The organism is Priestia sp. YIM B13489, from assembly GCF_042787645.1.
Lineage (GTDB): Bacteria > Bacillota > Bacilli > Bacillales > Bacillaceae_H > Priestia > Priestia megaterium.
In genome coordinates this window covers 4,400,411-4,420,378 of the sequence record NZ_JBHZOQ010000053.1, presented here as the reverse complement: position 1 = coordinate 4,420,378, position 19,968 = coordinate 4,400,411, and the positions used below count along the sequence as shown (strand labels likewise).

Here is a 19,968-nt window from a genome sequence, read left to right as displayed (position 1 = left end):
TAGTAAAAAAAGGGGATGAACAGCAACATGGAAAACTTACAGTCAACTACGACCTTAGCAAACGGCGTTAAAATGCCTTGGTTAGGTTTAGGTGTTTATAAAGTAGAAGATGGTCAACAAGTTGTAGATTCAGTTAAATATGCAATCAAAGCTGGATATAAAAGCATTGATACGGCTAAAATTTATGAAAATGAAGAAGGCGTGGGACAAGCGATCAAAGAATCAGGTGTTTCTCGCGAAGAACTGTTTGTTACATCAAAAGTGTGGAATGCAGATCAAGGATATGACACAACTATTCAAGCATTTGAAACAAGCTTAAACAAGCTAGGGCTTGAATATTTAGATTTATACTTAATTCACTGGCCAGTTGAAGGTAAGTATAAAGATACGTGGAAAGCACTTGAAAAGCTTTATAAAGACGGGAAAATTCGTGCAATCGGCGTATCGAATTTCCAAGTACATCATTTAGAAGACTTGATTGCAGATGCAGAAGTCAAGCCGATGGTAAACCAAATCGAATTTCATCCACTTTTAACACAAACAGAAGTGCGTGAATACTGCAAAAAACAAGGAATCCAAGTGGAAGCATGGTCACCGCTTGCACAAGGTGAGCTGCTTGATAACGAAGTGTTAACTCAAATTGCTGAAAAGCACGGAAAATCAACTGCTCAAGTTATCTTACGTTGGGACTTGCAAAACGAAGTAGTAACTATTCCTAAGTCAACAAAAGAACATCGTATTATCCAAAATGCAGACGTATTTGATTTTGAATTAAATGCAGATCAAGTTGAAAAAATTAACGCATTAAATCAAAATCATCGCGTAGGTCCTGATCCGGATAACTTTGACTTTTAATTTTAAAGCAAGACTAAAACGTCTTGTAAGATAAATAATAAACAAAGCGCTATTGTCATTCATGCAGTAGCGCTTTGTTTATTAAAGAGTAAATGCGATGGTTGAACGAGGAGGAAAAGTAATGAAGATGTCAGAAAACACTATTTTAATTACGGGCGGAGCATCAGGAATTGGGTTGTCGCTTGCAGAACGGTTTTTAAATGAAGGAAATGAAGTTATTATTTGTGGAAGAAGGGAGTCAAAGCTGCAAGAAGCAAAAGAAAAATTCCCTTCATTACATACAAAAGTGTGCGATGTATCAATAGAAGAAAGCAGAGTAGAGCTAGTAAAATGGGCGACTGAAAGATTCCCGAAATTAAATGTTATTGTGAATAATGCAGGCATTCAGCAGCGCGTAAATCTTTTACACATGCACAAAGAGTGGCAGTATTACGAAAAAGAACTAATGAGTAATGTAAGTGCTCCTATTCATTTAACGTCGTTATTGATTCCTCATTTCGTTCAGCAAGAAGGTGCTGCGGTTATTAACGTTACTTCCGGGCTGTCTTTAACACCTGGAGCATGGGTGCCAATCTACAGCGCAACAAAAGCGGCATTAAGGTCGTTTACGATTAGTCTAAGACATCAATTAGAAGAAACAAATACCGAAGTGATAGAAATTCTTCCTCCAGCCGTGAACACGGATTTGGGAGGACCGGGACTTCATACATTTGGAGCACCGCTTGATGACTTTGCCGATTCGATATTTGAAGAATTGAAAAAAGGTAAAATCGAAATTGGCTATGGAGACAGCGCTAAGAGGCTTCATGCTTCCAAAGAAGAAATTGAGAAAGCTACAGCACAGGCTTGGAGTGGATTTTTGAAAAATAATCCTGAATTTTAAAGACAGCAAACAAAAAGCTTACTAAACTCGTCAATAGTAGCGGGTCATAAAAAGCGTGTGTCCATAAAATAAATGAACACACGCTTTTTAGCATTAACGATCTACAGTTTGTCTAATTCGTTTTTCCATTTTTTCAAGCATGCGGAGGTACTCATCCTGTTCTTCAGGAGTTAGAGCAAAAAGCATGTCTTGCCAAAATAAATTCCGCTGCTCAATTACATAGTTCACTAATGTTTCGCCAGCCTCTGTTAAGGATATCCATACAATTCGGCGGTCTTTTTGGTCACGTACGCGCTTAATGAGTGCATCAGCTTCTAATTGATTTAATAAAATGGTAGTAGCCCCGGAGGTTAGCTTTAGATTTGAAGAAATTTCGGCTACCATACGTTTAGAGCTGACTCCAATGAATTTTAGAATTAAAAATTTCGTAATGGTCAAATTATAGGGCTGCTCACTGATTTTATCTTCCAAGAGCTTTCGCTTGAGTTCAAATAATGAGGTTTTAACTTGGTCAAGTTTTTCTAGTTTATCTATTAACTGCTGATCCATTATAATCACCTTTTCTTTATCATTATAGGTGTTAAACAATTGCTGCTAGTTACCTATTGTGGTTTATGTATATAGGGAGTTTGTTCCAAAAAAAGAAGCTGTTTTTGTGTATAACCCTATGCTTATATATCTAACTTTAAAGTAAAGTAAAGTACTTGTAAAGAAACCAAAACTTTTAAGTTGTATTTCAGTTAAAGATGTAGTAAAGTATTCAGTCGGGAAAACTTTATGAAACATAAATGTTTAGTTTTAAAAATAAATTAAAATCAAAGTTATTTACAACTAAATATCTTTGTGATAAAGTTATCTAGCGTAATACTTAACTGAATGAAATATTAAGGAGGTAAAATAAATGTCAAGAGGGCGTTTAATTTTAATGAACTTTATCGGAATTATTGTAGTATTAGCTTTAATTATTGGTGGGGGATACTATTATATTCAAAAATCTAATTATGTATCCACAGACAATGCAAAAGTGTCCGGCGACCTTTATACAGTAGTAGCGCCAGCGGCAGGTAAAGTAGCAAGCTGGAACGTTGAAGAAGGTAAAGATGTTTCAAAAGATGATGAGGTAGCTAAAATCCAATCAGAAGATGGAGAAAAAACAGTTACAGTACCAGAAGACGGTAAAATCATCAAAACACAGGTAAAAGAAAATCAAATGGTTCAAGCTGGTCAACAAATTGCTAGCGAAGTAGATATGAATAACTTATTCATCATTGCAAACATTAAAGAAGACAAATTAAAAGATATTGAAGCTGGCGATGACGTTGATGTAACAGTTGACGGAGATACTAAAACAACAATCGATGGAAAAGTAGAAGAAATCGGTTATGCAACAAACTCAATTTTCTCATTAATGCCAAGTTCTAATTCAGACGGCAACTATACGAAAGTATCACAAACAGTTCCTGTTAAAATCTCTATTTCTAACTACTCTGAAAACGTACTACCAGGTATGAACGCAGAAGTTAAAATCTCTAAAAACTAAGAACGTACATGATTAAGAAGAGAAGAAAGGAGGAAGGAACTGATGTCAGCAAACACGATACAACCAGAGGAAAGCTCAGTTAAAAAGCATATTCCGCTGCTAGTCGTACTTATGCTTGGATTGTTCTTAGCAATTTTAAACCAAACGCTGCTAAATGTTGCGATCCCGCATCTGATTACAGAGTTTGGCGTTACGGCTAATACGGCACAGTGGTTGCTTACAGGATATATGCTTGTAAATGGTGCACTTATTCCATTATCAGCCTATTTAATTGAACGTTTTGGAGTTCGTCGCTTATTCTTATTTGCAATGGCCTGCTTTACAATAGGGGCACTTATCTGCGGAATTGCGCCGACTTTCTCGATTATGCTAATCGGACGTCTGGTTCAAGCAGTCGGAGGCGGAGTGCTAGCACCTCTAGTTATGACCATTATCGTATTTATTTTCCCTCCTCATATGCGCGGAAAAGGAATGGGTATCTTTGGTTTAGCCATGATGTTCGCTCCGGCAATTGGACCGACGCTTTCAGGATGGGTTATTCAAAACTATGACTGGCACATTTTATTTACGGGAATGGTGCCACTAGGTGCGCTCGTACTTATTATTGCAGCTTTTAAATTAAAAGATATTAAACCACCTCAAAATGTAAAAGTAGATCTAATCTCTGTGTTTACATCTCTTGCAGGTATGGCTTTACTTCTATACGGCTTCAGTGAAGCTGGAAACGATGGCTGGACGGATTCAGTTGTATTGTCAACGATGATTGGCGGTATTGTCTTATTAATCATCTTTGTCGTGCAGCAGCTTCGACTTAAGAGTCCATTACTTGATGTGAGAGTATTTAAATACAGTATTTTCTCATTATCTAATATCATTAGTATTGCCATCACAATTAGCATGTATGCTGGTATGTTCTTATTGCCAATTTACTTGCAAAACATTCGTGGCTATTCAGCATTTGATTCAGGTTTATTAATCTTGCCTGGTGCACTTGTTATGTTAGTTATGTCACCAATTTCTGGTACGCTGTTTGATAAATTAGGACCGCGTCCACTAGGGATTGTCGGGATGTTGATTACGGTTGTGACAACATTTGAATTTACAAAATTAACGCTTGAAACACCGTTTAGTCATATTGTTATTATTTATATGATCCGTGCATTCGGTATGTCATTATTGATGATGCCAATTATGACGGCTGGTTTAAATCAGCTGCCGGCAAAATTAAGCAGCCATGGTACATCAATGGCGAACACGCTTCGTCAGGTGAGTGGTTCAATCGGTATCAGTTTAATGACTACAATCTTTACAAATCGCACAACATATCATGTGAATGAAATGAGCAGTTCCATGACTACATCCGATCCATTCTTTATGAATAACTTCCAGGCATTTGTGCAAAAGATTGCTCAAACGCTTCACCTTTCTCAAACAGAGGCGCAAAAACAAGCTTTAACAACATTAGCTGGAAAAGTTCAAGCGCAAGCAACTGTACAAGGAATTAACGACGCGTTTTATTGGACAGTTATTATTGCCATTATTGGATTGATTTTAAGTTTCTTCCTACGTGATGTTCGTAAAGATGCAGTAGTAGAAGTAGAAGAGACAGAAAAAGAAACAACAGACGATATTCGTATGTTACCGGCACCAAAAGATATGAACTCATAAGCAACGGAGGGATAAAGGATGAAAATTTGTATCGTATATGATAGTGAAGGCGGACATACAGAGGCATTAGCCAAAGCGATTGCTTCTGGCGCTGAGCTGTCTGGAGAAGCAACTGTATATGTAAAGCATGTAGAAGAAGCAGATGTACGTGAACTGCCTGAAATGGATGCTATTATTTGGGGCTGCCCAGGGCATTTTGGAACAATCAGTTCAGGGTTAAAAACGTGGATTGATAAATTAGGTTATTTATGGGCAGAAGGTAAATTAATTGATAAAGTAGGTGCGGTGTTCTGTACAACAGCTACAACGCACGGTGGCTTAGAAGCAACGCTTTTAAATTTAATTACACCTATGCTTCATCAAGGAATGGTTATCGCTGGCTTACCAGGTAACATTCCAGAAAATGCGCTGTACGGTACTTATTACGGTGTGGGAATTACTTGTCCAATCGAAGGTGACGAATTATTAACAGAGAACGACCAAGCGCTAGGTAAAGCGTTAGGAGAACGTGTTGTTCAAGTGACTAAACGAATGACACAAGGACAGTAGGTGACAGTATGTTAGGTATTTTACTGATCGTTGTAGCTGTGATTCTGGTTGTACTAATTATTACAATGAATGCTAAAGCATCATCTTCTAAGCGCCAGCGTCCAGTTCCACCTAAAAAAGAAGCGGATGCTTCAAATGCTCCTAAAGAGCCAAAAGCAGAAGAGAAAAAAGTGGCAGAAAAAAAACCTGCAGCACCAAAAGAAACACCAAAAGAAGAGCCAAAAGAGCCGCAGGCTAAGACGGAAACGAGAACATCTAGACATAAGAAAGAAAAAGATGTCATGAACGATGATATGTATCGTCAAGTGCTGCAAAAGTTTAGAGAAGGCGAAAAAGACGACACCGTTTTTACAAAAGAAGAACGTGACGTTATGAATGATGACGCTTTTCGTAAGGCTTTAAGATCGTTTAAGAAAAACGATAGTGAATGAGTTTCTTCTATTATAATAGTACGGAATAAAATAGATAGAAAATAGGTTATAAGCATTCTGCGAAACCAGCCGCTCTCCCCAGGTTCGGTTTCGCTTGGAGTGCAGCAGGGGGCTGGCATGTTAACATCGACTCCCTGATTATAAGAAAGGGGACGTCAAAACATGGAACAGCTCACATTTATTGAAGAGGTCCAGAGAATTTCGATATCCCTTAACAAAAAGGTAATGACAGAGATAAAAGAAAGGTTACTTTCACAAGGGATTACACCTTTTCAATATCATATCTTATTAATTATCGGTAAGTGCAATCACATTGGAGTAACCAAGCTGGCAGAAGAGATGCGCGTCAAGCCTAGTGCAATTACTCCTGTTATTAATCGTTTAATAGACTTAGAGTTAGTTTCACGCTATCACTCTAAAGAGGATCGCCGTAAAGTAAACATTGAGTTAACAGCTAAAGGTGAACAAGTGATTGAAGAAGCAAATGAAATTGTGCAAAAGATGATTGCTCATTTCTTTTCTTGCTATGAACCGAAAGATCAAGAGCAATTTTTGAAATTATTTAAGAAACTAGACGCTAATATCTAATGAAAGAAAAATCACTTCTTAATGAAGTGATTTTTTTAATAAAAAGATTGTCAACTTCACTTTTCCATGTTATGATTTGTGTAAACGGTTACATATATGGAGGGAGGGAAATAAAGTGGTCACAATTCGTGATGTAGCAAAAGAAGCAGGCGTGTCCGTTGCGACCGTTTCGCGCGTTTTAAACAGTACAGGATATGTAAAAGAAGACACGCGTGTGCGAGTAATGAATACAATTCAAAAATTAAACTACAGCCCTAACGAGGTAGCCCGTTCGCTTTATACACGTGAATCTCGTTTGATTGGTCTCTTGCTTCCAGACATTACAAACCCTTTTTTCCCTCAGCTTGCACGAGGAATAGAAGATGAAGTACATAGCCATGGATTTCGTTTAATTCTTGGCAATAGTGATGAGCAGTTAGAGAAAGAATTAACCTATCTCCAAACGTTTACGCAAAACCATGTAGTAGGGATGATCACGGCAACAACAAGTCTAGCTCAGAAACTATATGAAGGTCTTACATTTCCCGTCGTGTTTTTAGATAGAAGTTCTGAACAGTATCCATCCGTTTATGCTGATGGTTTTGAGGGTGGAAAACTTGCTGCAGAAGAAATAATCAAAAGAGGAAGTAAAAGAATTACACTTATCAAAGGTCCAGTAAATGTAAAGCCTGCCCAGGAACGCTTTCAAGGCTCTCTGTCTGTTTTGAGTCAGTCTGATGTAGACTTTTACGTATTAAATACAAATTCTCTAGCGTTTGACGATGCGCAGAAATGGGCAAAGGAAATCTTTCAAAAGTACCCTGAAACGGACGGGATTATTGCAAGTAATGACATTGTAGCCACAGCCGTTTTACACGAGGCGTTTCGATTAGAAAAAAGCGTGCCTGATGATCTACAAGTAATTGGTTTTGATGATATTCCGCAAAGCCGCTTTTCGTTTCCAGCGCTGTCTACAATTCGTCAGCCTGCTTATGAAATGGGCAAGCAAGCAGCAGGTCTGTTAATAAAATGCATTAAGAAAGAACCTTTAATTCAAAAGCAAGTACAACTACCCGTTACGTTTATTGAACGAAATACGACACGAAAGGTTGAGGAACATGGCTAAAGTAACTGTGATTGGAAGTTCATCAATGGATTTAGTAGTAACATCAAATATTCGTCCTGGAGCTGGAGAAACAGTGTTAGGAGAATCATTCAAAACTGTTCCCGGAGGAAAAGGAGCGAACCAAGCTGTTGCAGCAGCCCGTCTTGGAGCTGATGTGAGTATGATTGGGTGTGTGGGCGAAGATCATTACGGAAAAGCAATTCTGGAGAATTTCAAATCAAACGGTGTATCCGTGAAAAATGTGAAACCGGTTACAGATTCAGATAGCGGAACAGCGCACATTATACTCGCTGAAGGAGATAACAGCATTGTAGTTGTCAAAGGAGCAAACGATTATATTACTCCAGACTACGTGGAAAAAGCAAAAGAAAAAATTAAAGAAGCGGATATCGTACTTATTCAGCAAGAGATTCCAGAAGAAACGGTTGAATATGTTGCTGAGCTTTGTCAGGAACTTAAAGTACCGCTTTTGTTAAATCCGGCGCCTGCAAGACCATTAAAAGCAGAAGTGATTGAACAAGTTTCTTACATCACTCCAAATGAACATGAAGCAGAGCTTTTATTTGAAGGAAAAGAAAAAGAAGAAGTATTAAAACAGTATCCAAATAAATTGTTTATTACAGAAGGAAAACAAGGTGTGCGCTATTTTAACGGCAAGAAAGAAGTATTGGTTCCTTCTTATCAAGTAGAAACGATTGATACAACAGGAGCAGGAGATACATTTAACGCAGCGCTTGCTGTGGCACTTGCCGAAGGAATGGGTTTTGAAAAAGGAATTCAGTTTGCTAATCGGGCAGCTTCGCTATCCGTCACTAAATTTGGTGCGCAAGGCGGTATGCCGACTCGCAAAGAAGTGGAGGAGAGTCTGTAAATGAAACGTCACGGAATGATTAACAGTCATATTACGAAAATACTAACAGATCTAGGTCATACAGACACTATTGTCATTGCAGATGCAGGGTTACCTGTTCCGAGTGACGTGCCTAAAATTGATTTATCTTTAAAGCTAGGGGTGCCTAGCTTTGAAGATGTAGTAGTAGCTGTGTTAGAAGATATGGCTACAGAAAAAATAGTGATTGCTTCTGAAATGAAAGAAAGAAATCAAAAGGCTTACGAGTTGATGGAGAAGCAAAACATCTTAGTAGAAGAAGTATCGCATGAACAATTAAAAATGCTGACAAGCAAAGCGAAAGTTGTGATTCGTACAGGAGAAGCAACTCCTTATGCAAATTGCATTTTACAAGCGGGAGTTATTTTTTAAAAGAGGTGAACAGCATGCATATTGCAATGAGAGGGATTCATAAAGCCTTTGGAGCAAACCGTGTACTAAGGGGCGTGGATTTTGAATTACATGAAGGTGAAGTTCACGCACTAATGGGGGAAAATGGAGCGGGGAAATCTACGCTGATGAATATTTTAACCGGCCTTCATAAAAAAGATGAAGGGCAGATTCTGATTGATGGCAAAGAGACGTATTTTCAAAACCCAAAAGAAGCAGAACAAAACGGAGTTACCTTTATTCATCAAGAGCTGAACGTTTGGCCTGAAATGACGGTGCTTGAGAACTTATTTATCGGCAAAGAATTAAAAACGCCTTTAGGTTTTTTAAAAACAAAAGAAATGAAAGCGTTAGCAAAGAAGCAGTTTGAAAAATTAGCTGTGACCATTCCTCTTGATCAAGAAGCGGGACTTTGTTCTGTCGGACAGCAGCAAATGATTGAGATAGCTAAAGCGCTGATGACGAATGCAAAGGTCATTATCATGGATGAGCCAACCGCAGCGCTTACTGAAAGAGAAATTCAAAAGTTATTTGACGTAATTAATGCGCTGCGAAAACAAGGTGTATCGATTGTCTATATTTCACATCGTATGGAAGAGATTTTCGCTATTTGTGATTCCATTACGGTCATGCGTGACGGACAGACGGTAGACAAAAAGCCGATTCCAGAAACCAGCTTCGATGATGTTGTTCGCAAAATGGTAGGAAGAGAGCTAACGGATCGATTTCCTGCTAGGACATCTCCTAAGGGAGACGTTGTATTTGAAGCAAAAGGCTTGGAGAGAAAAGGTGCATTTCAAGACGTTCATTTTTCAGTGCGATCAGGAGAAATTGTCGGTGTTGCGGGGCTAATGGGAGCTGGCAGAACCGAAATTATGCGCGCTATCTTCGGGCTTGATCCGTTAGAAAAAGGCGAAATTATGCGCGCTATCTTCGGGCTTGATCCGTTAGAAAAAGGCGAAATTATATTAAATGGCAAACGGGTCAGTATCACAAAGCCCGACCAAGCCATTAAATTAGGTCTCGGGTTCATTACAGAAGATCGTAAAACAGAAGGGCTCGTCCTGGATTTTTCTATTCGAGAAAATATTGCGCTTCCAAGTCTATTCAGCTTTTCGCCAAAAGGCTTTATTGAACAAAAAAGCGAGCAGCAATTTGTAGATTTACTTATTAAACGTTTAACGATCAAAACTGAGTCGTCTGAGACGAGTGCGGGTAACTTATCGGGAGGAAATCAGCAAAAAGTAGTTATTGCCAAGTGGATTGGCATTGGACCAAAAGTGCTGATTTTAGATGAACCAACTCGAGGAGTTGACGTCGGGGCAAAGCGTGAAATTTATCAGCTTATGAATGAACTGACAGACAGAGGCGTGGCTATTATCATGGTGTCTTCAGAGCTTCCAGAGGTACTGGGCATGAGCGATCGCATTTTGGTTGTACATGAAGGGAAAATAACAGGTGAACTGACAAGTGAAGAAGCAACTCAAGAAAAAATTATGACATTTGCAACAGGAGGTCAGTAAAATGAAAGCAAACACAGCGATAAAAGAAAATCGCGTTGATAACGTGATGCAAAAGCTAGGTCCGTTACTAGGTCTATTTATTCTTATTGTCATTGTATCGATTTTAAATCCAAGCTTTTTAGAACCTTTAAATATTTTAAACTTGCTGCGTCAAGTAGCCATTAATGCCTTAATTGCATTCGGTATGACGTTTGTCATTTTAACAGGCGGAATTGATTTATCGGTTGGCTCTATACTTGCTTTATCAAGTGCGTTAATGGCAGGTATGATTGTGTCAGGTGTAGATCCTATTTTAGCTATTTTAATAGGATGTGTGTTAGGAGCTGTAATGGGTATGATTAACGGCTTGCTTATTACAAAAGGAAAAATGGCGCCGTTTATTGCAACGCTAGCGACGATGACAATTTTTAGAGGGTTAACGCTTGTTTATACAGATGGAAATCCGATTACGGGGTTAGGCGAAAACTATTACTTCCAGTTATTTGGCCGCGGCTATTTTCTAGGTATTCCTGTTCCGGCAATTACGATGGTACTAGCATTTGCTGTCCTATGGGTGATTTTGCATAAAACGCCGTTTGGCCGTAGAACATATGCAATCGGAGGAAATGAAAAAGCAGCATTTATTTCAGGAATTAAAGTACCAAAAGTTAAGGTTATGATCTACTCACTAGCAGGATTATTGGCAGCGCTATCAGGAGCGATTTTGACTTCTCGTTTGAACTCTGCTCAGCCAACGGCAGGTACGTCTTACGAGTTAGATGCTATCGCTGCAGTAGTACTGGGTGGAACAAGCCTTTCTGGAGGACGTGGACGCATTGTTGGAACGTTAATTGGTGCGCTGATTATCGGAACGTTAAACAACGGCTTAAACTTACTCGGCGTTTCGTCCTTTTACCAAATGGTCGTAAAAGGAATTGTTATTTTAATCGCGGTATTAATTGATCGCAAAAAGTCAGCTTAGGAGGGAAAAACATGAAGAAAATTTGGCTCGTGCTATTATCATTTTCATTATTACTGTTAGGGGCTTGTTCACTTCAGCCTCCTGAGTGGGCGAAACCATCTGAAAGTAAAAATTTAAAAGATATTAAAATTGGTTTATCCGTTTCTACATTAAACAATCCGTTCTTTGTTTCGCTAAAAGAAGGGGTACAAAAAGAAGCAAAAAAACTGGGCATGGAAGTAGTTGTAGTAGATGCTCAAAATGATTCAGCAAAACAAATTAACGATGTAGAAGATTTAATGCAGCAAGGTGTTAACATTCTGCTTATTAACCCAACGGATTCAGCTGCTATTTCAACAGCTGTACAATCGGCTAATAATGTAGGTATTCCAGTTATTACACTAGATCGTTCAGCAGAAAAAGGAAAAGTAGAAACCCTAGTAGCTTCAGATAATGTAAAAGGTGGTCAAATGGCTGCTGATTACATTGTGAAAAAAGTAGGGGAAAAAGCTCAAGTAGCAGAACTTGAAGGCGTGCCGGGAGCTTCAGCAACTCGTGAACGAGGAAAAGGGTTCCACAACGTTGCGGATCAAAAGCTAGATATTACGGCTAAACAGTCGGCTGATTTTGACCGTACAAAAGGCTTAAACGTTATGGAGAATGTTCTTCAAGGAAATCCTGGTATCAAAGCCGTATTTGCTCATAATGATGAAATGGCATTAGGAGCTATTCAAGCGATTAACAGCTCAGGAAAAGATGTGCTAGTAGTAGGGTTTGATGGAAACGACGATGCAATTAAAGCGGTAAAAGAAGGGAAGCTAGGAGCAACTGTAGCCCAGCAGCCTGTTTTAATCGGCAAACTTGCCGTAAAGTCTGCTAAAAATGTTCTTCAAGGCAAAAAGGTAGATAAGCAAATTCCAGTGCCTTTAAAACTAGTAACATCTGACAAATAATGGTTTTATAAGTGTGTAGAAAAAAGACGCTCATTTGATTTATGGGCGTCTTTTTATGTATATAAAGTGTAAAAAAGAAGTGAAAAAGTCACAACTTTATAAATAGTGTAGGAATTATGTAGGTGGAATTTATGTAATAAAAAGTAAAAAACACCGAAAAAAGACGCTAAAACACATAATTTTCTGTGAAAAATTTGTAATATACCTGTAATAATAAGCGTTTATTTCTATTTTTAAAGAGTGATTTTGCCCTGTTTATGACAAAAATATATCTTTTTTAATAAACAGTAAACCTCTCTATCAAGGGATTTTGGTGATGAATTCCCAGAAAGAGATTCTTGGTTATACAGATTATGGGAAACTTTTAACTGTATTGTAACATAAACAGATAGTTTTTTATGGTATAACTATGTCTATGAGGAAAGGGGACTATTACTTTATGAAAATTTTTAAGCGTATGACTCTTGCAGCAGTCACAGGAATTTTCTTCATGACCGGCATCACAGAGACTCACGCCCAATCGAATGAAGAAGCGCTCCAGAGTACTGAAAATAAAATTAAAGAAACAGAAAAGGCTGTTCAACAAAAAGAGAAAGAGAAACAGTCTATCAATTCAGATGTTCAAAACATTCAATCACAATTAAATTCATTACATACAGTAATCTCTAGCAATAAAAAAGAGTTAGCATCGACTGAAAAGCAGATTTCAGAAGCGAACAAAATGATTGAGAAAAAGAAAAAAGAAATCGTTTTGCTTCAGGAAAAAGTGTTAAGTCGTAAAGATATTATTGAAAATCGATTAGTTGCTTTACAGCAAGACGATAAAACAAGCGTTGTTATTGATACATTAATGAATGCTGATAACTTTGGAGATTTTGTTGCACGTATGGGTGCTGTCACAACGTTATTGTCAGCAGATAATGATATTTTAAAGCAGCATCAAAATGATTTAGATCAAATTGAAAAAGATAAAAAAGAAATTGATAAGCAAGAAAAAGTATTAAAAGCAGCAAAAGGTAGCTTAGCGGCTAAACAAGCTGAATTAGATAAAAACGTTGCCAAACAAACAGCAACGTTAACAACTATGCAAGAAAAGTACAGCACGGTCGTAAATGAAATTGATGCAGCTTCTTCAGAAAAAGCAAACCTTCAGTCTGAATTAACAGGCATTCAAGATAAGATTGCAAAAGAAAAAGAAGCAGCTCAAAAGCAAGCTGAGCAAGTGGCAAAACAGCAGGCAGCTGAAAAGGCTGAGGCTGATGCAGAAGCAAAGCGTCAAGCTGAACTGGCAACAGCTAAAAAAGAAGTAAAAACAGAGCCAAAACAAGAAGTAAAAACAGCTGCAGCTACAGAGAAGAAAGCAACCGTTTCTTCAGAAGCAAAAGAAACGAAAAAAGAAGAAAGCACACAAAAGCATTCTGGAAAAGAAATGTATGTAGAAGCAACAGCTTATACAGCTAATTGTGCAGGGTGTAGCGGCGTAACAGCCACTGGACAAAATGTGAGTTCAGGCACTCATAAAATTATTGCGGTAGATCCATCCGTTATTCCATTAGGTTCAAAAGTATACGTAGAAGGATACGGAGTGGCAACAGCAGGTGATACGGGCGGTGCGATTAAAGGATATCGAATTGACGTATTAGTACCTTCCGAGTCAGCTGCAAAAGCATTTGGACGTCGTACAGTGAAAATTACGGTGTTAAATTAAAGAAATAAGCTGAAAATATTTTAGTTGCAGGAAAATCCGAACGATGAATCGTTCGGATTTTTTCATTGTTGTAGTGAACGTAGGTTTCATCTAGTTAGTTGCTTCTAGCTGTTGATTGGAGAGGAAGGCGAAGACTCCTGAGGGAAAAGAGGAAGTGATGAGACCCCGCAGGCCCGTAATCGACGAGGAGGCTCATCGGTCGCCCGTGGAAAGCGAAGCCTTACATGGAAATCAACAGCGGTGTCACAAGTGATCGATACCAGCTCATTACTCCCATTTGTTCGTCTTCGGATTAGATGGATGTAGTTATGTCTCAATCTCTTTTTTGCATATTTAGTGAGCAAGTTGCTAGCTAATCTATACTCTTTTCGTTACCATACAATAAAGTAAATGGAAGAAAAGGAGTGGGTAAAATGAAGATAGTCGATCCAGCGGTACAAAGTGTAAAAGACAATTATCATTTGTTAACAGGGGTCGTCATTCCCCGGCCGATTGCGTTTGTTACAAGTCAAAATGATGACGGTGTAGTGAATGCCGCACCGTTTAGTTTCTTTAATGTAGTTGCGGCAGAGCCTCCGCTGATTGCCATTTCAGTTTCGAGAAGTGAAGGTCAAATGACGAAAGATACGGCCAAAAATATTAGTTCATCTAAAGAATTTGTAGTTCATCTTGTAGACGAAAACTTAGTGGAACAGGTGAATCAAGCGGCATCTTCTTATCCTTCTTCCGTCAGTGAAGTCGAAGAAACAGGGTTAACGCTAGCACCGAGCAAAAAAGTGCAGGTTCCCGGAATTCAAGAAGCCAGCATTCGGATGGAATGTAAGCTTCACCAAATTGTGCCATTAGGAACGGATGAGGCATACAGCTCAGATTTGTTTATCGGTGAAGTTGTGATGTTTCATATTAGTGAAAAAGTGATAGAAAACGATCGCGTTTCTGCAGAACGTGTGAAGCCAGTCAGCCGACTTGCGGGTTCTAACTATAGTAAATTGGGGCAATTATTTTCCTTAGAACGTCCTAAATAAGCAAGAAAGTGTTACTTATGTAGCAAAAAAATAGTATACATTGGATTTTTTTAAATAAGCGATTGTGTTCTGTTTCAACAATGACAGTACATTCGCTTTTTTTCATGAACGAAAAAGTTAATAGAAACCATAATAACAAAATCAATTTAGAAAAAGGCAAAAATGTAAGGTTTTTGCCTTTTATATTTACCATTGAGGAAAAGGGTATTCATTCATATAATTTAGATTAAGTAAATTGTATACGCTTTCAATATACAGAATTATTTTTCAATAATTCTCTCGAAAAAGAGTCATGAGCGTTTACAAAAAAACTTGCCACACTAGGAGACAAGATTATAGGAGGGGTATTCATTGAAACGTTGGTTTAGTTTAATCAGTTTTGCACTCATTTTAACCCTAGTACTTGCAGGATGCGGAGGAAAGGCCGCTAATGAAACAAGTGGTAGCGGTGGAAAAGAAGTTGTTGCATGGGCTTGGAATATTAACGTACCGGTATTAAAGAAAGCAGCAGCAGAATATCAAAAAGAGAATCCAGGTTTTAAATTAAAAGTAGTGGATATGGGACGTGAAGACGTTTATTCAAAACTAACAACAGGATTGCAAGCTGGCGGAAAAGGCCTTCCTGATATTGTATTAGTAGAAGACGATCGTTTCCAAGGATATTTAGATGCATTTCCAAAAGCATTTTTAAACCTATCTAAAAAAGGATTTGATAAGCAAGAAGATAAGTTTCCTGAATTTAAGAGAGCCCTTTTATCAAAGAATGGAGATATGTACGGCTTCCCGTTTGATGCAGGTCCAACAGGCGTATTCTATCGCACAGATTACTTTGAAAAAGCAGGCGTAGATCCAAACAGTATCAAAACATGGGATGATTATATTGCAGCTGGTAAGAAAATTAAAGAAAAAGTTGGCGTTGATTTACTAGGTTTAGATTTTAATAATGACGATGGCTTATTCCGAATGACGCTGACACAGCAAGGTACGTTCTACTTTAATAACAAAGGAAAGCTAAATTTAACTTCTAAAGAAGCGAAAAAAGCAATGGAGTTAAATAAGAAGTTAAAAGAAGCAGGCATTGTTAAAAATACAGTGGGCTGGGATGCTTCAATCAGTGCCTTAGCAGAAGGTAAAGTAGCAAGTTCACCATCCGGTGCTTGGCTATCCGGTTCTATTACACAGCAGGCTCCGGATTTAAAAGGAAAATGGGGAGTGTTTTTATTACCTTCGTTTGAAGAAGGAGGTAACCGTGCTTCTAACTTAGGCGGAAGCAACTATGTGATTTCAGCAACTAGTCAAAAAGCAGATGAAGCGTACAAATTTATGGAGTATTTCTCAACAACGGATAAAGTTCAAGAAGAAGCGATGAAGGGCGGATTATTCCCATCATTAAATACCGTATACTCTTCAAAATTATTCACTGCACAAGATGAGTACTTTAACAATCAGACGATTTGGAAAACATTCGCAGATGAAATGAAAGATATTAAACCGGTTAATTTTACGGGCAATTACTCAGTTGCAAACAGTGAAGCAGTCAAAGCTGTGTCAGAAGTAACAAATGGTAAGGGTGTTACAGACTCGCTTGAAGCAGCTCAAAAACGCTTAGAAAACCGAATTAAAAAATAATCAAGAAGCATAGAAGGTGATTTATGGAAAATTGCCTTCTATCTCTTCTTCTTGCGGTACTAGGAGGTCATCATGAAGACAAATAAATCGTTGCCTTACTTATTTATTGCTCCAGCACTTTTGCTGTTCGCGCTGTTTACAATCTACCCTATTTTTTCATCGTTTGTTTTAAGCTTTCAGAGTATGGAAGGCGGAAAGTATGTATTTACCGGGTTATCAAACTATACACGTTTGCTCGGAGATGATATTTTCTGGAAAGCGCTTGGGAATACGGGGATTATTTTAATCGTTCAAGTACCCGTTATGATTTTATTAGCTCTTGTACTAGCTAACGCGTTAAACAGTCAGCTTTTAAGACTAAAAGGTTTTTTCCGAGTTTCATTTTTCTTGCCGGCAGTAACGTCACTAGTTGCCTACTCTATTTTGTTTTCAATCATTCTTCAAGATGAAGGAATTATGAATACTATTTTAGGGTTTTTCGGTATCGATGCCATTCAGTGGCTGGGAGATCCATTTTGGGCTAAAGTCTCAATCATCGTTGCGATGACTTGGAGATGGACAGGTTATAACATGGTTATTTTTCTAGCAGCTCTTCAAAGTTTATCTCATGAAGTTTACGAAGCAGCTGATTTAGATGGAGCAAATCGTATTCAAAAGTTTTTCCACGTAACGGTTCCACAATTAAAACCCGTTATCTTGTTTGCTACTATTTTATCAACAATTGGCACGCTTCAATTGTTTGACGAACCTTTTAACTTAACAAAAGGCGGCCCTGCTGATTCTACTATGACGCTAGGCTTATATATTTATCAAAATGGCTTTAAATACTTTGATTTTGGATATGCATCGGCCATTGCGTACGTTGTTGTATTATTAGTTGGTATTTTAACGTTCTTCCAATTTAAATTTACGGGTGATAAATCATGAGTGTATTAGAGAGAGTAGAAGCAACCGCAGTAGTTACCGTTCCTAAGGTCAAAAAGAAAAGGCACATCATGCGTAAAATAGGACTATACAGCTTGCTTGGGCTGTTTACGATTATCTCAATTTTTCCTTTTTACTGGATGTTTATCGGCGCTACGAATGAATCAGGAAAAATGTTTACAAACCCTCCAACGCTGAAGCCTGGCGATCAATTTATGACAAATCTACAAAATTTAAATGCTTCAATTGATTTAGGGCGCGTCTTTTTTAACTCAGTATTTGTTTCAGTCGTGTATGTGATTGTAGCTTTAATGGTCTGCTCCACAGCTGCATATGCGCTATCTAAATTTGAATTCAAAGGCCGAAACGCAATTTTCACTACGCTTTTATTGTCTATGATGATTCCATATCAAGCAACGCTCATTCCACTTTTTCAGCTGATGTCGAATTTTAATTTGCTTGACACGTATTTTGCACTTATTGTTCCGCAGCTGTGTTTTCCGTTTGCTATCTTTTTATTACGTCAGAACTTTTTAGCTTTTCCAACGGAACTTATTGAAGCAGCTCGTTTGGACGGAGCTGGAGAGATGAGAATCTTTTTAACTATTGTGCTTCCTTCTATGAAGCCTGCTATGGCTGCAGCAGCTATTTTCTTATTTATGACACAGTGGAATAACTTTATGTGGCCTTTAGTTGCGACTACATCTAACGAAATGGCTACATTACCAGTTGCTCTTTCAAGCTTAATTGGCTTATCGATTATTGATTACGGTCAAGTAATGATGGGAGTAACAATTGCAACCATTCCAATTATTGTCTTCTTCCTGGCACTTCAGCGTCATTTTATTTCAGGAATGCTTGGAAGTGCAGTAAAATAAAAGCAGAAGCTCCTATTATAGGAGCTTTCTCAATGAACAGGGGGAGAGAAGATGGGAGAAATACCTGTAGGAGTTCAGCTTTATACGCTGCGTGAAGAAATGAAAAAAGATTTTAAAGGAACGCTTCAAAAAGTAGCTGCTTTAGGATATCAAGGGGTAGAATTTGCAGGGTACGAAGGATATACAGCAAAAGAAGTAAAAGCATGGTTAACGGATTTACAGCTGAAGCCGGCTTCTAGTCATGTGCCGCTTGAACAATTAGAATCTAATTTAGAGCAAGTGATTCACTTTGAACAGCAAGTTGGAAATTCACATATTGTTTGTCCTTATTTAATGCCTGAACGTCAAACTGAAAAAGGATATCACGTGCTTATTGATTCTTTAAATGATATTGATACGTATTGTAAAAAAGAAGGTATGTCGTTTAGCTATCATCATCATGATTTTGAGCTGAAGAAATTGTCAACTGGAAAGTCAGCTCTCCAAACAATCTTAGAAGAAACTGAGGTAAACGTAGAACTGGACATTTATTGGCTGACTAAAGCAGGTGAAGATCCAGTGGAGTGGATGCAGCATTATCAAAATCGTACGCCTTTTATTCATTTAAAAGATATGACAACAGACGGCGAGCAGTTTTTTGCTCCTCTTGGTACCGGAGGAGTAGATGTAAAGGGTGTAATGCAAGAAGGACATAGAGCAGGCGTAAAATGGTGGATCGTTGAACAAGATCACTGTATAGAAAGTCCACTTAGCAGCATTAAAAAAAGCTTAGCATATATCAAATAAAAAACGAACAGACAGCGTCTGTTCGTTTTTTATTGATAAGCTGGAGTCCACTCAATTTCTCCGCACTTATTCGTATAATCAATATTCACCTCAAAGTTATGTTTTTCATAAAAATGAATCAATCTTTCGAGATGATCCCAATCGCGCTCAGCGATATCGCCTTTAATGACATGAACATTTTGATCAACCGCTACTTCTTTTAAATAATTCATACATACAGAGCCATATCCCTTATTAGCGGGCCCTTTAATGTCACCAATAAAAATCGTGTGATTATCTTCATATACGCCATCGATGGCAAAATCCCAAGCCCCTCTATAGGCTTTTGTACATTCATTTAGCATAATTTTACATGCGTTTCCGTCATTTTGTGCCGATACAATAACTAACTGATTATCTTCAGGCTGATCGACACCAATAACTTCATACTTTTTAGCAATTTCTTTTAAATTATCCTGCATGCGAAATAGCTGAAACTCTAAATCATCAAGTGTTTCTTTTAGTTCTTCTGCATTCTGGTTTTTTTCTGTAAGCTGAGTAAACATTTTATACTCCTTTCCGTCTGTTTTCGGTCTAAGTGCGCCTATGACAAAGAGGACACGGTGTATAAAGCGAAACTTTATTTAGCAAAGTATCTACCTTAGTAAAAATATAAAAAGGAAAGAACCTGATTTGATTGATTATTCATCAAAACGGCTGCTTTC

Annotated in this window: 21 protein-coding genes; 19 read left to right on the top strand and 2 right to left on the bottom strand. The window is 38.0% G+C overall.

Going from position 1 to position 19,968, the window contains the following annotated elements; genetic code table 11:
- Positions 1-27 precede the first annotated feature (27 nt).
- Positions 28-855: an aldo/keto reductase gene (locus tag ACFX4W_RS28605; RefSeq protein WP_043980163.1), complete on the top strand. Its 828-nt coding sequence runs from the start codon at positions 28-30 to the stop codon at positions 853-855.
- A 121-nt stretch (positions 856-976) separates the two neighbouring features.
- Positions 977-1,738 (top strand): SDR family oxidoreductase, encoded by a 762-nt coding sequence (locus tag ACFX4W_RS28600; protein ID WP_028407631.1) that lies wholly within the window; start codon positions 977-979, stop codon positions 1,736-1,738.
- A gap of 93 nt (positions 1,739-1,831) precedes the next feature.
- Here the strand turns inward: ACFX4W_RS28600 and ACFX4W_RS28595 are convergent, their stop codons facing one another.
- Positions 1,832-2,287 carry a MarR family winged helix-turn-helix transcriptional regulator gene (locus ACFX4W_RS28595; RefSeq protein ID WP_043980161.1) on the bottom strand — a complete coding sequence of 152 codons (456 nt, stop codon included), beginning with the start codon at positions 2,285-2,287 and terminating at the stop codon, positions 1,832-1,834.
- A gap of 352 nt (positions 2,288-2,639) precedes the next feature.
- On the opposite strand from ACFX4W_RS28595, the gene ACFX4W_RS28590 reads away from it, so the two are divergent.
- The 17 genes from ACFX4W_RS28590 (at position 2,640) to ACFX4W_RS28510 (ending at position 19,264) form a co-directional block, all read left to right on the top strand.
- The gene (locus ACFX4W_RS28590; protein WP_013055624.1) at positions 2,640-3,278 is read left to right on the top strand and encodes a biotin/lipoyl-containing protein; all 639 of its coding nucleotides are present in this window, start codon (positions 2,640-2,642) and stop codon (positions 3,276-3,278) included.
- Between the two features lie 42 nt (positions 3,279-3,320).
- Positions 3,321-4,946, top strand: a complete 1,626-nt coding sequence (locus ACFX4W_RS28585; protein WP_013081936.1) for a DHA2 family efflux MFS transporter permease subunit — start codon at positions 3,321-3,323, stop codon at positions 4,944-4,946.
- An 18-nt stretch (positions 4,947-4,964) separates the two neighbouring features.
- Complete coding sequence (locus tag ACFX4W_RS28580; RefSeq protein ID WP_014461382.1) at positions 4,965-5,495, top strand: NAD(P)H-dependent oxidoreductase; 531 nt, start codon at positions 4,965-4,967, stop codon at positions 5,493-5,495.
- A gap of 8 nt (positions 5,496-5,503) precedes the next feature.
- Entirely contained in the window at positions 5,504-5,926 is a 423-nt protein-coding gene (locus ACFX4W_RS28575; protein WP_043980157.1) for a hypothetical protein, read from the top strand.
- Between the two features lie 162 nt (positions 5,927-6,088).
- Positions 6,089-6,514: a MarR family winged helix-turn-helix transcriptional regulator gene (locus ACFX4W_RS28570; RefSeq protein ID WP_025749713.1), complete on the top strand. Its 426-nt coding sequence runs from the start codon at positions 6,089-6,091 to the stop codon at positions 6,512-6,514.
- 115 nt (positions 6,515-6,629) lie between these two features.
- Positions 6,630-7,619: a LacI family DNA-binding transcriptional regulator gene (locus ACFX4W_RS28565; RefSeq protein ID WP_043980156.1), complete on the top strand. Its 990-nt coding sequence runs from the start codon at positions 6,630-6,632 to the stop codon at positions 7,617-7,619.
- Complete coding sequence (rbsK, locus tag ACFX4W_RS28560) at positions 7,612-8,490, top strand: ribokinase (protein WP_043980153.1); 879 nt, start codon at positions 7,612-7,614, stop codon at positions 8,488-8,490. The genes ACFX4W_RS28565 and rbsK overlap by 8 nt, the downstream gene beginning before the upstream one ends.
- Positions 8,491-8,880 (top strand): D-ribose pyranase, encoded by a 390-nt coding sequence (gene rbsD / locus ACFX4W_RS28555; protein WP_013055631.1) that lies wholly within the window; start codon positions 8,491-8,493, stop codon positions 8,878-8,880. It abuts the gene before it with no gap.
- A gap of 14 nt (positions 8,881-8,894) precedes the next feature.
- Positions 8,895-10,421 carry a sugar ABC transporter ATP-binding protein gene (locus ACFX4W_RS28550; protein WP_377560437.1) on the top strand — a complete coding sequence of 509 codons (1,527 nt, stop codon included), beginning with the start codon at positions 8,895-8,897 and terminating at the stop codon, positions 10,419-10,421.
- Between the two features lies 1 nt (position 10,422).
- Positions 10,423-11,382, top strand: a complete 960-nt coding sequence (gene rbsC / locus ACFX4W_RS28545; RefSeq protein ID WP_025749709.1) for a ribose ABC transporter permease RbsC — start codon at positions 10,423-10,425, stop codon at positions 11,380-11,382.
- An 11-nt stretch (positions 11,383-11,393) separates the two neighbouring features.
- Positions 11,394-12,314, top strand: coding sequence for a ribose ABC transporter substrate-binding protein RbsB (gene rbsB, locus ACFX4W_RS28540; RefSeq protein WP_013055634.1), 921 nt, complete (start codon positions 11,394-11,396; stop codon positions 12,312-12,314).
- Positions 12,315-12,753: 439 nt separating this feature from the next.
- Positions 12,754-14,022, top strand: a complete 1,269-nt coding sequence (locus ACFX4W_RS28535; RefSeq protein WP_043980145.1) for a 3D domain-containing protein — start codon at positions 12,754-12,756, stop codon at positions 14,020-14,022.
- A 413-nt stretch (positions 14,023-14,435) separates the two neighbouring features.
- Complete coding sequence (locus ACFX4W_RS28530; RefSeq protein ID WP_043980143.1) at positions 14,436-15,047, top strand: flavin reductase family protein; 612 nt, start codon at positions 14,436-14,438, stop codon at positions 15,045-15,047.
- A gap of 351 nt (positions 15,048-15,398) precedes the next feature.
- The gene (locus ACFX4W_RS28525) at positions 15,399-16,676 is read left to right on the top strand and encodes an ABC transporter substrate-binding protein (RefSeq protein WP_043980141.1); all 1,278 of its coding nucleotides are present in this window, start codon (positions 15,399-15,401) and stop codon (positions 16,674-16,676) included.
- Between the two features lie 72 nt (positions 16,677-16,748).
- Positions 16,749-17,603: a carbohydrate ABC transporter permease gene (locus ACFX4W_RS28520; protein ID WP_013055639.1), complete on the top strand. Its 855-nt coding sequence runs from the start codon at positions 16,749-16,751 to the stop codon at positions 17,601-17,603.
- A gap of 68 nt (positions 17,604-17,671) precedes the next feature.
- Positions 17,672-18,478 carry a carbohydrate ABC transporter permease gene (locus ACFX4W_RS28515; protein ID WP_026106517.1) on the top strand — a complete coding sequence of 269 codons (807 nt, stop codon included), beginning with the start codon at positions 17,672-17,674 and terminating at the stop codon, positions 18,476-18,478.
- A gap of 51 nt (positions 18,479-18,529) precedes the next feature.
- Positions 18,530-19,264, top strand: coding sequence for a sugar phosphate isomerase/epimerase family protein (locus tag ACFX4W_RS28510; RefSeq protein ID WP_043980137.1), 735 nt, complete (start codon positions 18,530-18,532; stop codon positions 19,262-19,264).
- Between the two features lie 29 nt (positions 19,265-19,293).
- On the opposite strand, the gene ACFX4W_RS28505 is transcribed toward ACFX4W_RS28510, so the two are convergent.
- Entirely contained in the window at positions 19,294-19,809 is a 516-nt protein-coding gene (locus ACFX4W_RS28505; RefSeq protein WP_013055642.1) for a GNAT family protein, read from the bottom strand.
- Positions 19,810-19,968 lie beyond the last annotated feature (159 nt).

Excerpts from the sequence above, each read along its gene's own strand:
- ACFX4W_RS28585 (WP_013081936.1), top strand. The coding sequence starts at position 3,321 with ATGTCAGCAAACACGATACAACCAGAGGAAAGCTCAGTTAAAAAGCAT.
- ACFX4W_RS28595 (WP_043980161.1), bottom strand. The coding sequence starts at position 2,287 with ATGGATCAGCAGTTAATAGATAAACTAGAAAAACTTGACCAAGTTAAA.
- ACFX4W_RS28600 (WP_028407631.1), top strand. The coding sequence starts at position 977 with ATGAAGATGTCAGAAAACACTATTTTAATTACGGGCGGAGCATCAGGA.
- rbsB (WP_013055634.1), top strand. The coding sequence starts at position 11,394 with ATGAAGAAAATTTGGCTCGTGCTATTATCATTTTCATTATTACTGTTA.
- ACFX4W_RS28605 (WP_043980163.1), top strand. The coding sequence starts at position 28 with ATGGAAAACTTACAGTCAACTACGACCTTAGCAAACGGCGTTAAAATG.
- ACFX4W_RS28535 (WP_043980145.1), top strand. The coding sequence starts at position 12,754 with ATGAAAATTTTTAAGCGTATGACTCTTGCAGCAGTCACAGGAATTTTC.
- ACFX4W_RS28505 (WP_013055642.1), bottom strand. The coding sequence starts at position 19,809 with ATGTTTACTCAGCTTACAGAAAAAAACCAGAATGCAGAAGAACTAAAA.
- ACFX4W_RS28550 (WP_377560437.1), top strand. The coding sequence starts at position 8,895 with ATGCATATTGCAATGAGAGGGATTCATAAAGCCTTTGGAGCAAACCGT.
- ACFX4W_RS28575 (WP_043980157.1), top strand. The coding sequence starts at position 5,504 with ATGTTAGGTATTTTACTGATCGTTGTAGCTGTGATTCTGGTTGTACTA.
- rbsC (WP_025749709.1), top strand. The coding sequence starts at position 10,423 with ATGAAAGCAAACACAGCGATAAAAGAAAATCGCGTTGATAACGTGATG.
- ACFX4W_RS28570 (WP_025749713.1), top strand. The coding sequence starts at position 6,089 with ATGGAACAGCTCACATTTATTGAAGAGGTCCAGAGAATTTCGATATCC.
- ACFX4W_RS28530 (WP_043980143.1), top strand. The coding sequence starts at position 14,436 with ATGAAGATAGTCGATCCAGCGGTACAAAGTGTAAAAGACAATTATCAT.
- ACFX4W_RS28510 (WP_043980137.1), top strand. The coding sequence starts at position 18,530 with ATGGGAGAAATACCTGTAGGAGTTCAGCTTTATACGCTGCGTGAAGAA.
- rbsD (WP_013055631.1), top strand. The coding sequence starts at position 8,491 with ATGAAACGTCACGGAATGATTAACAGTCATATTACGAAAATACTAACA.
- ACFX4W_RS28520 (WP_013055639.1), top strand. The coding sequence starts at position 16,749 with ATGAAGACAAATAAATCGTTGCCTTACTTATTTATTGCTCCAGCACTT.
- ACFX4W_RS28590 (WP_013055624.1), top strand. The coding sequence starts at position 2,640 with ATGTCAAGAGGGCGTTTAATTTTAATGAACTTTATCGGAATTATTGTA.
- rbsK (WP_043980153.1), top strand. The coding sequence starts at position 7,612 with ATGGCTAAAGTAACTGTGATTGGAAGTTCATCAATGGATTTAGTAGTA.
- ACFX4W_RS28515 (WP_026106517.1), top strand. The coding sequence starts at position 17,672 with ATGCGTAAAATAGGACTATACAGCTTGCTTGGGCTGTTTACGATTATC.
- ACFX4W_RS28580 (WP_014461382.1), top strand. The coding sequence starts at position 4,965 with ATGAAAATTTGTATCGTATATGATAGTGAAGGCGGACATACAGAGGCA.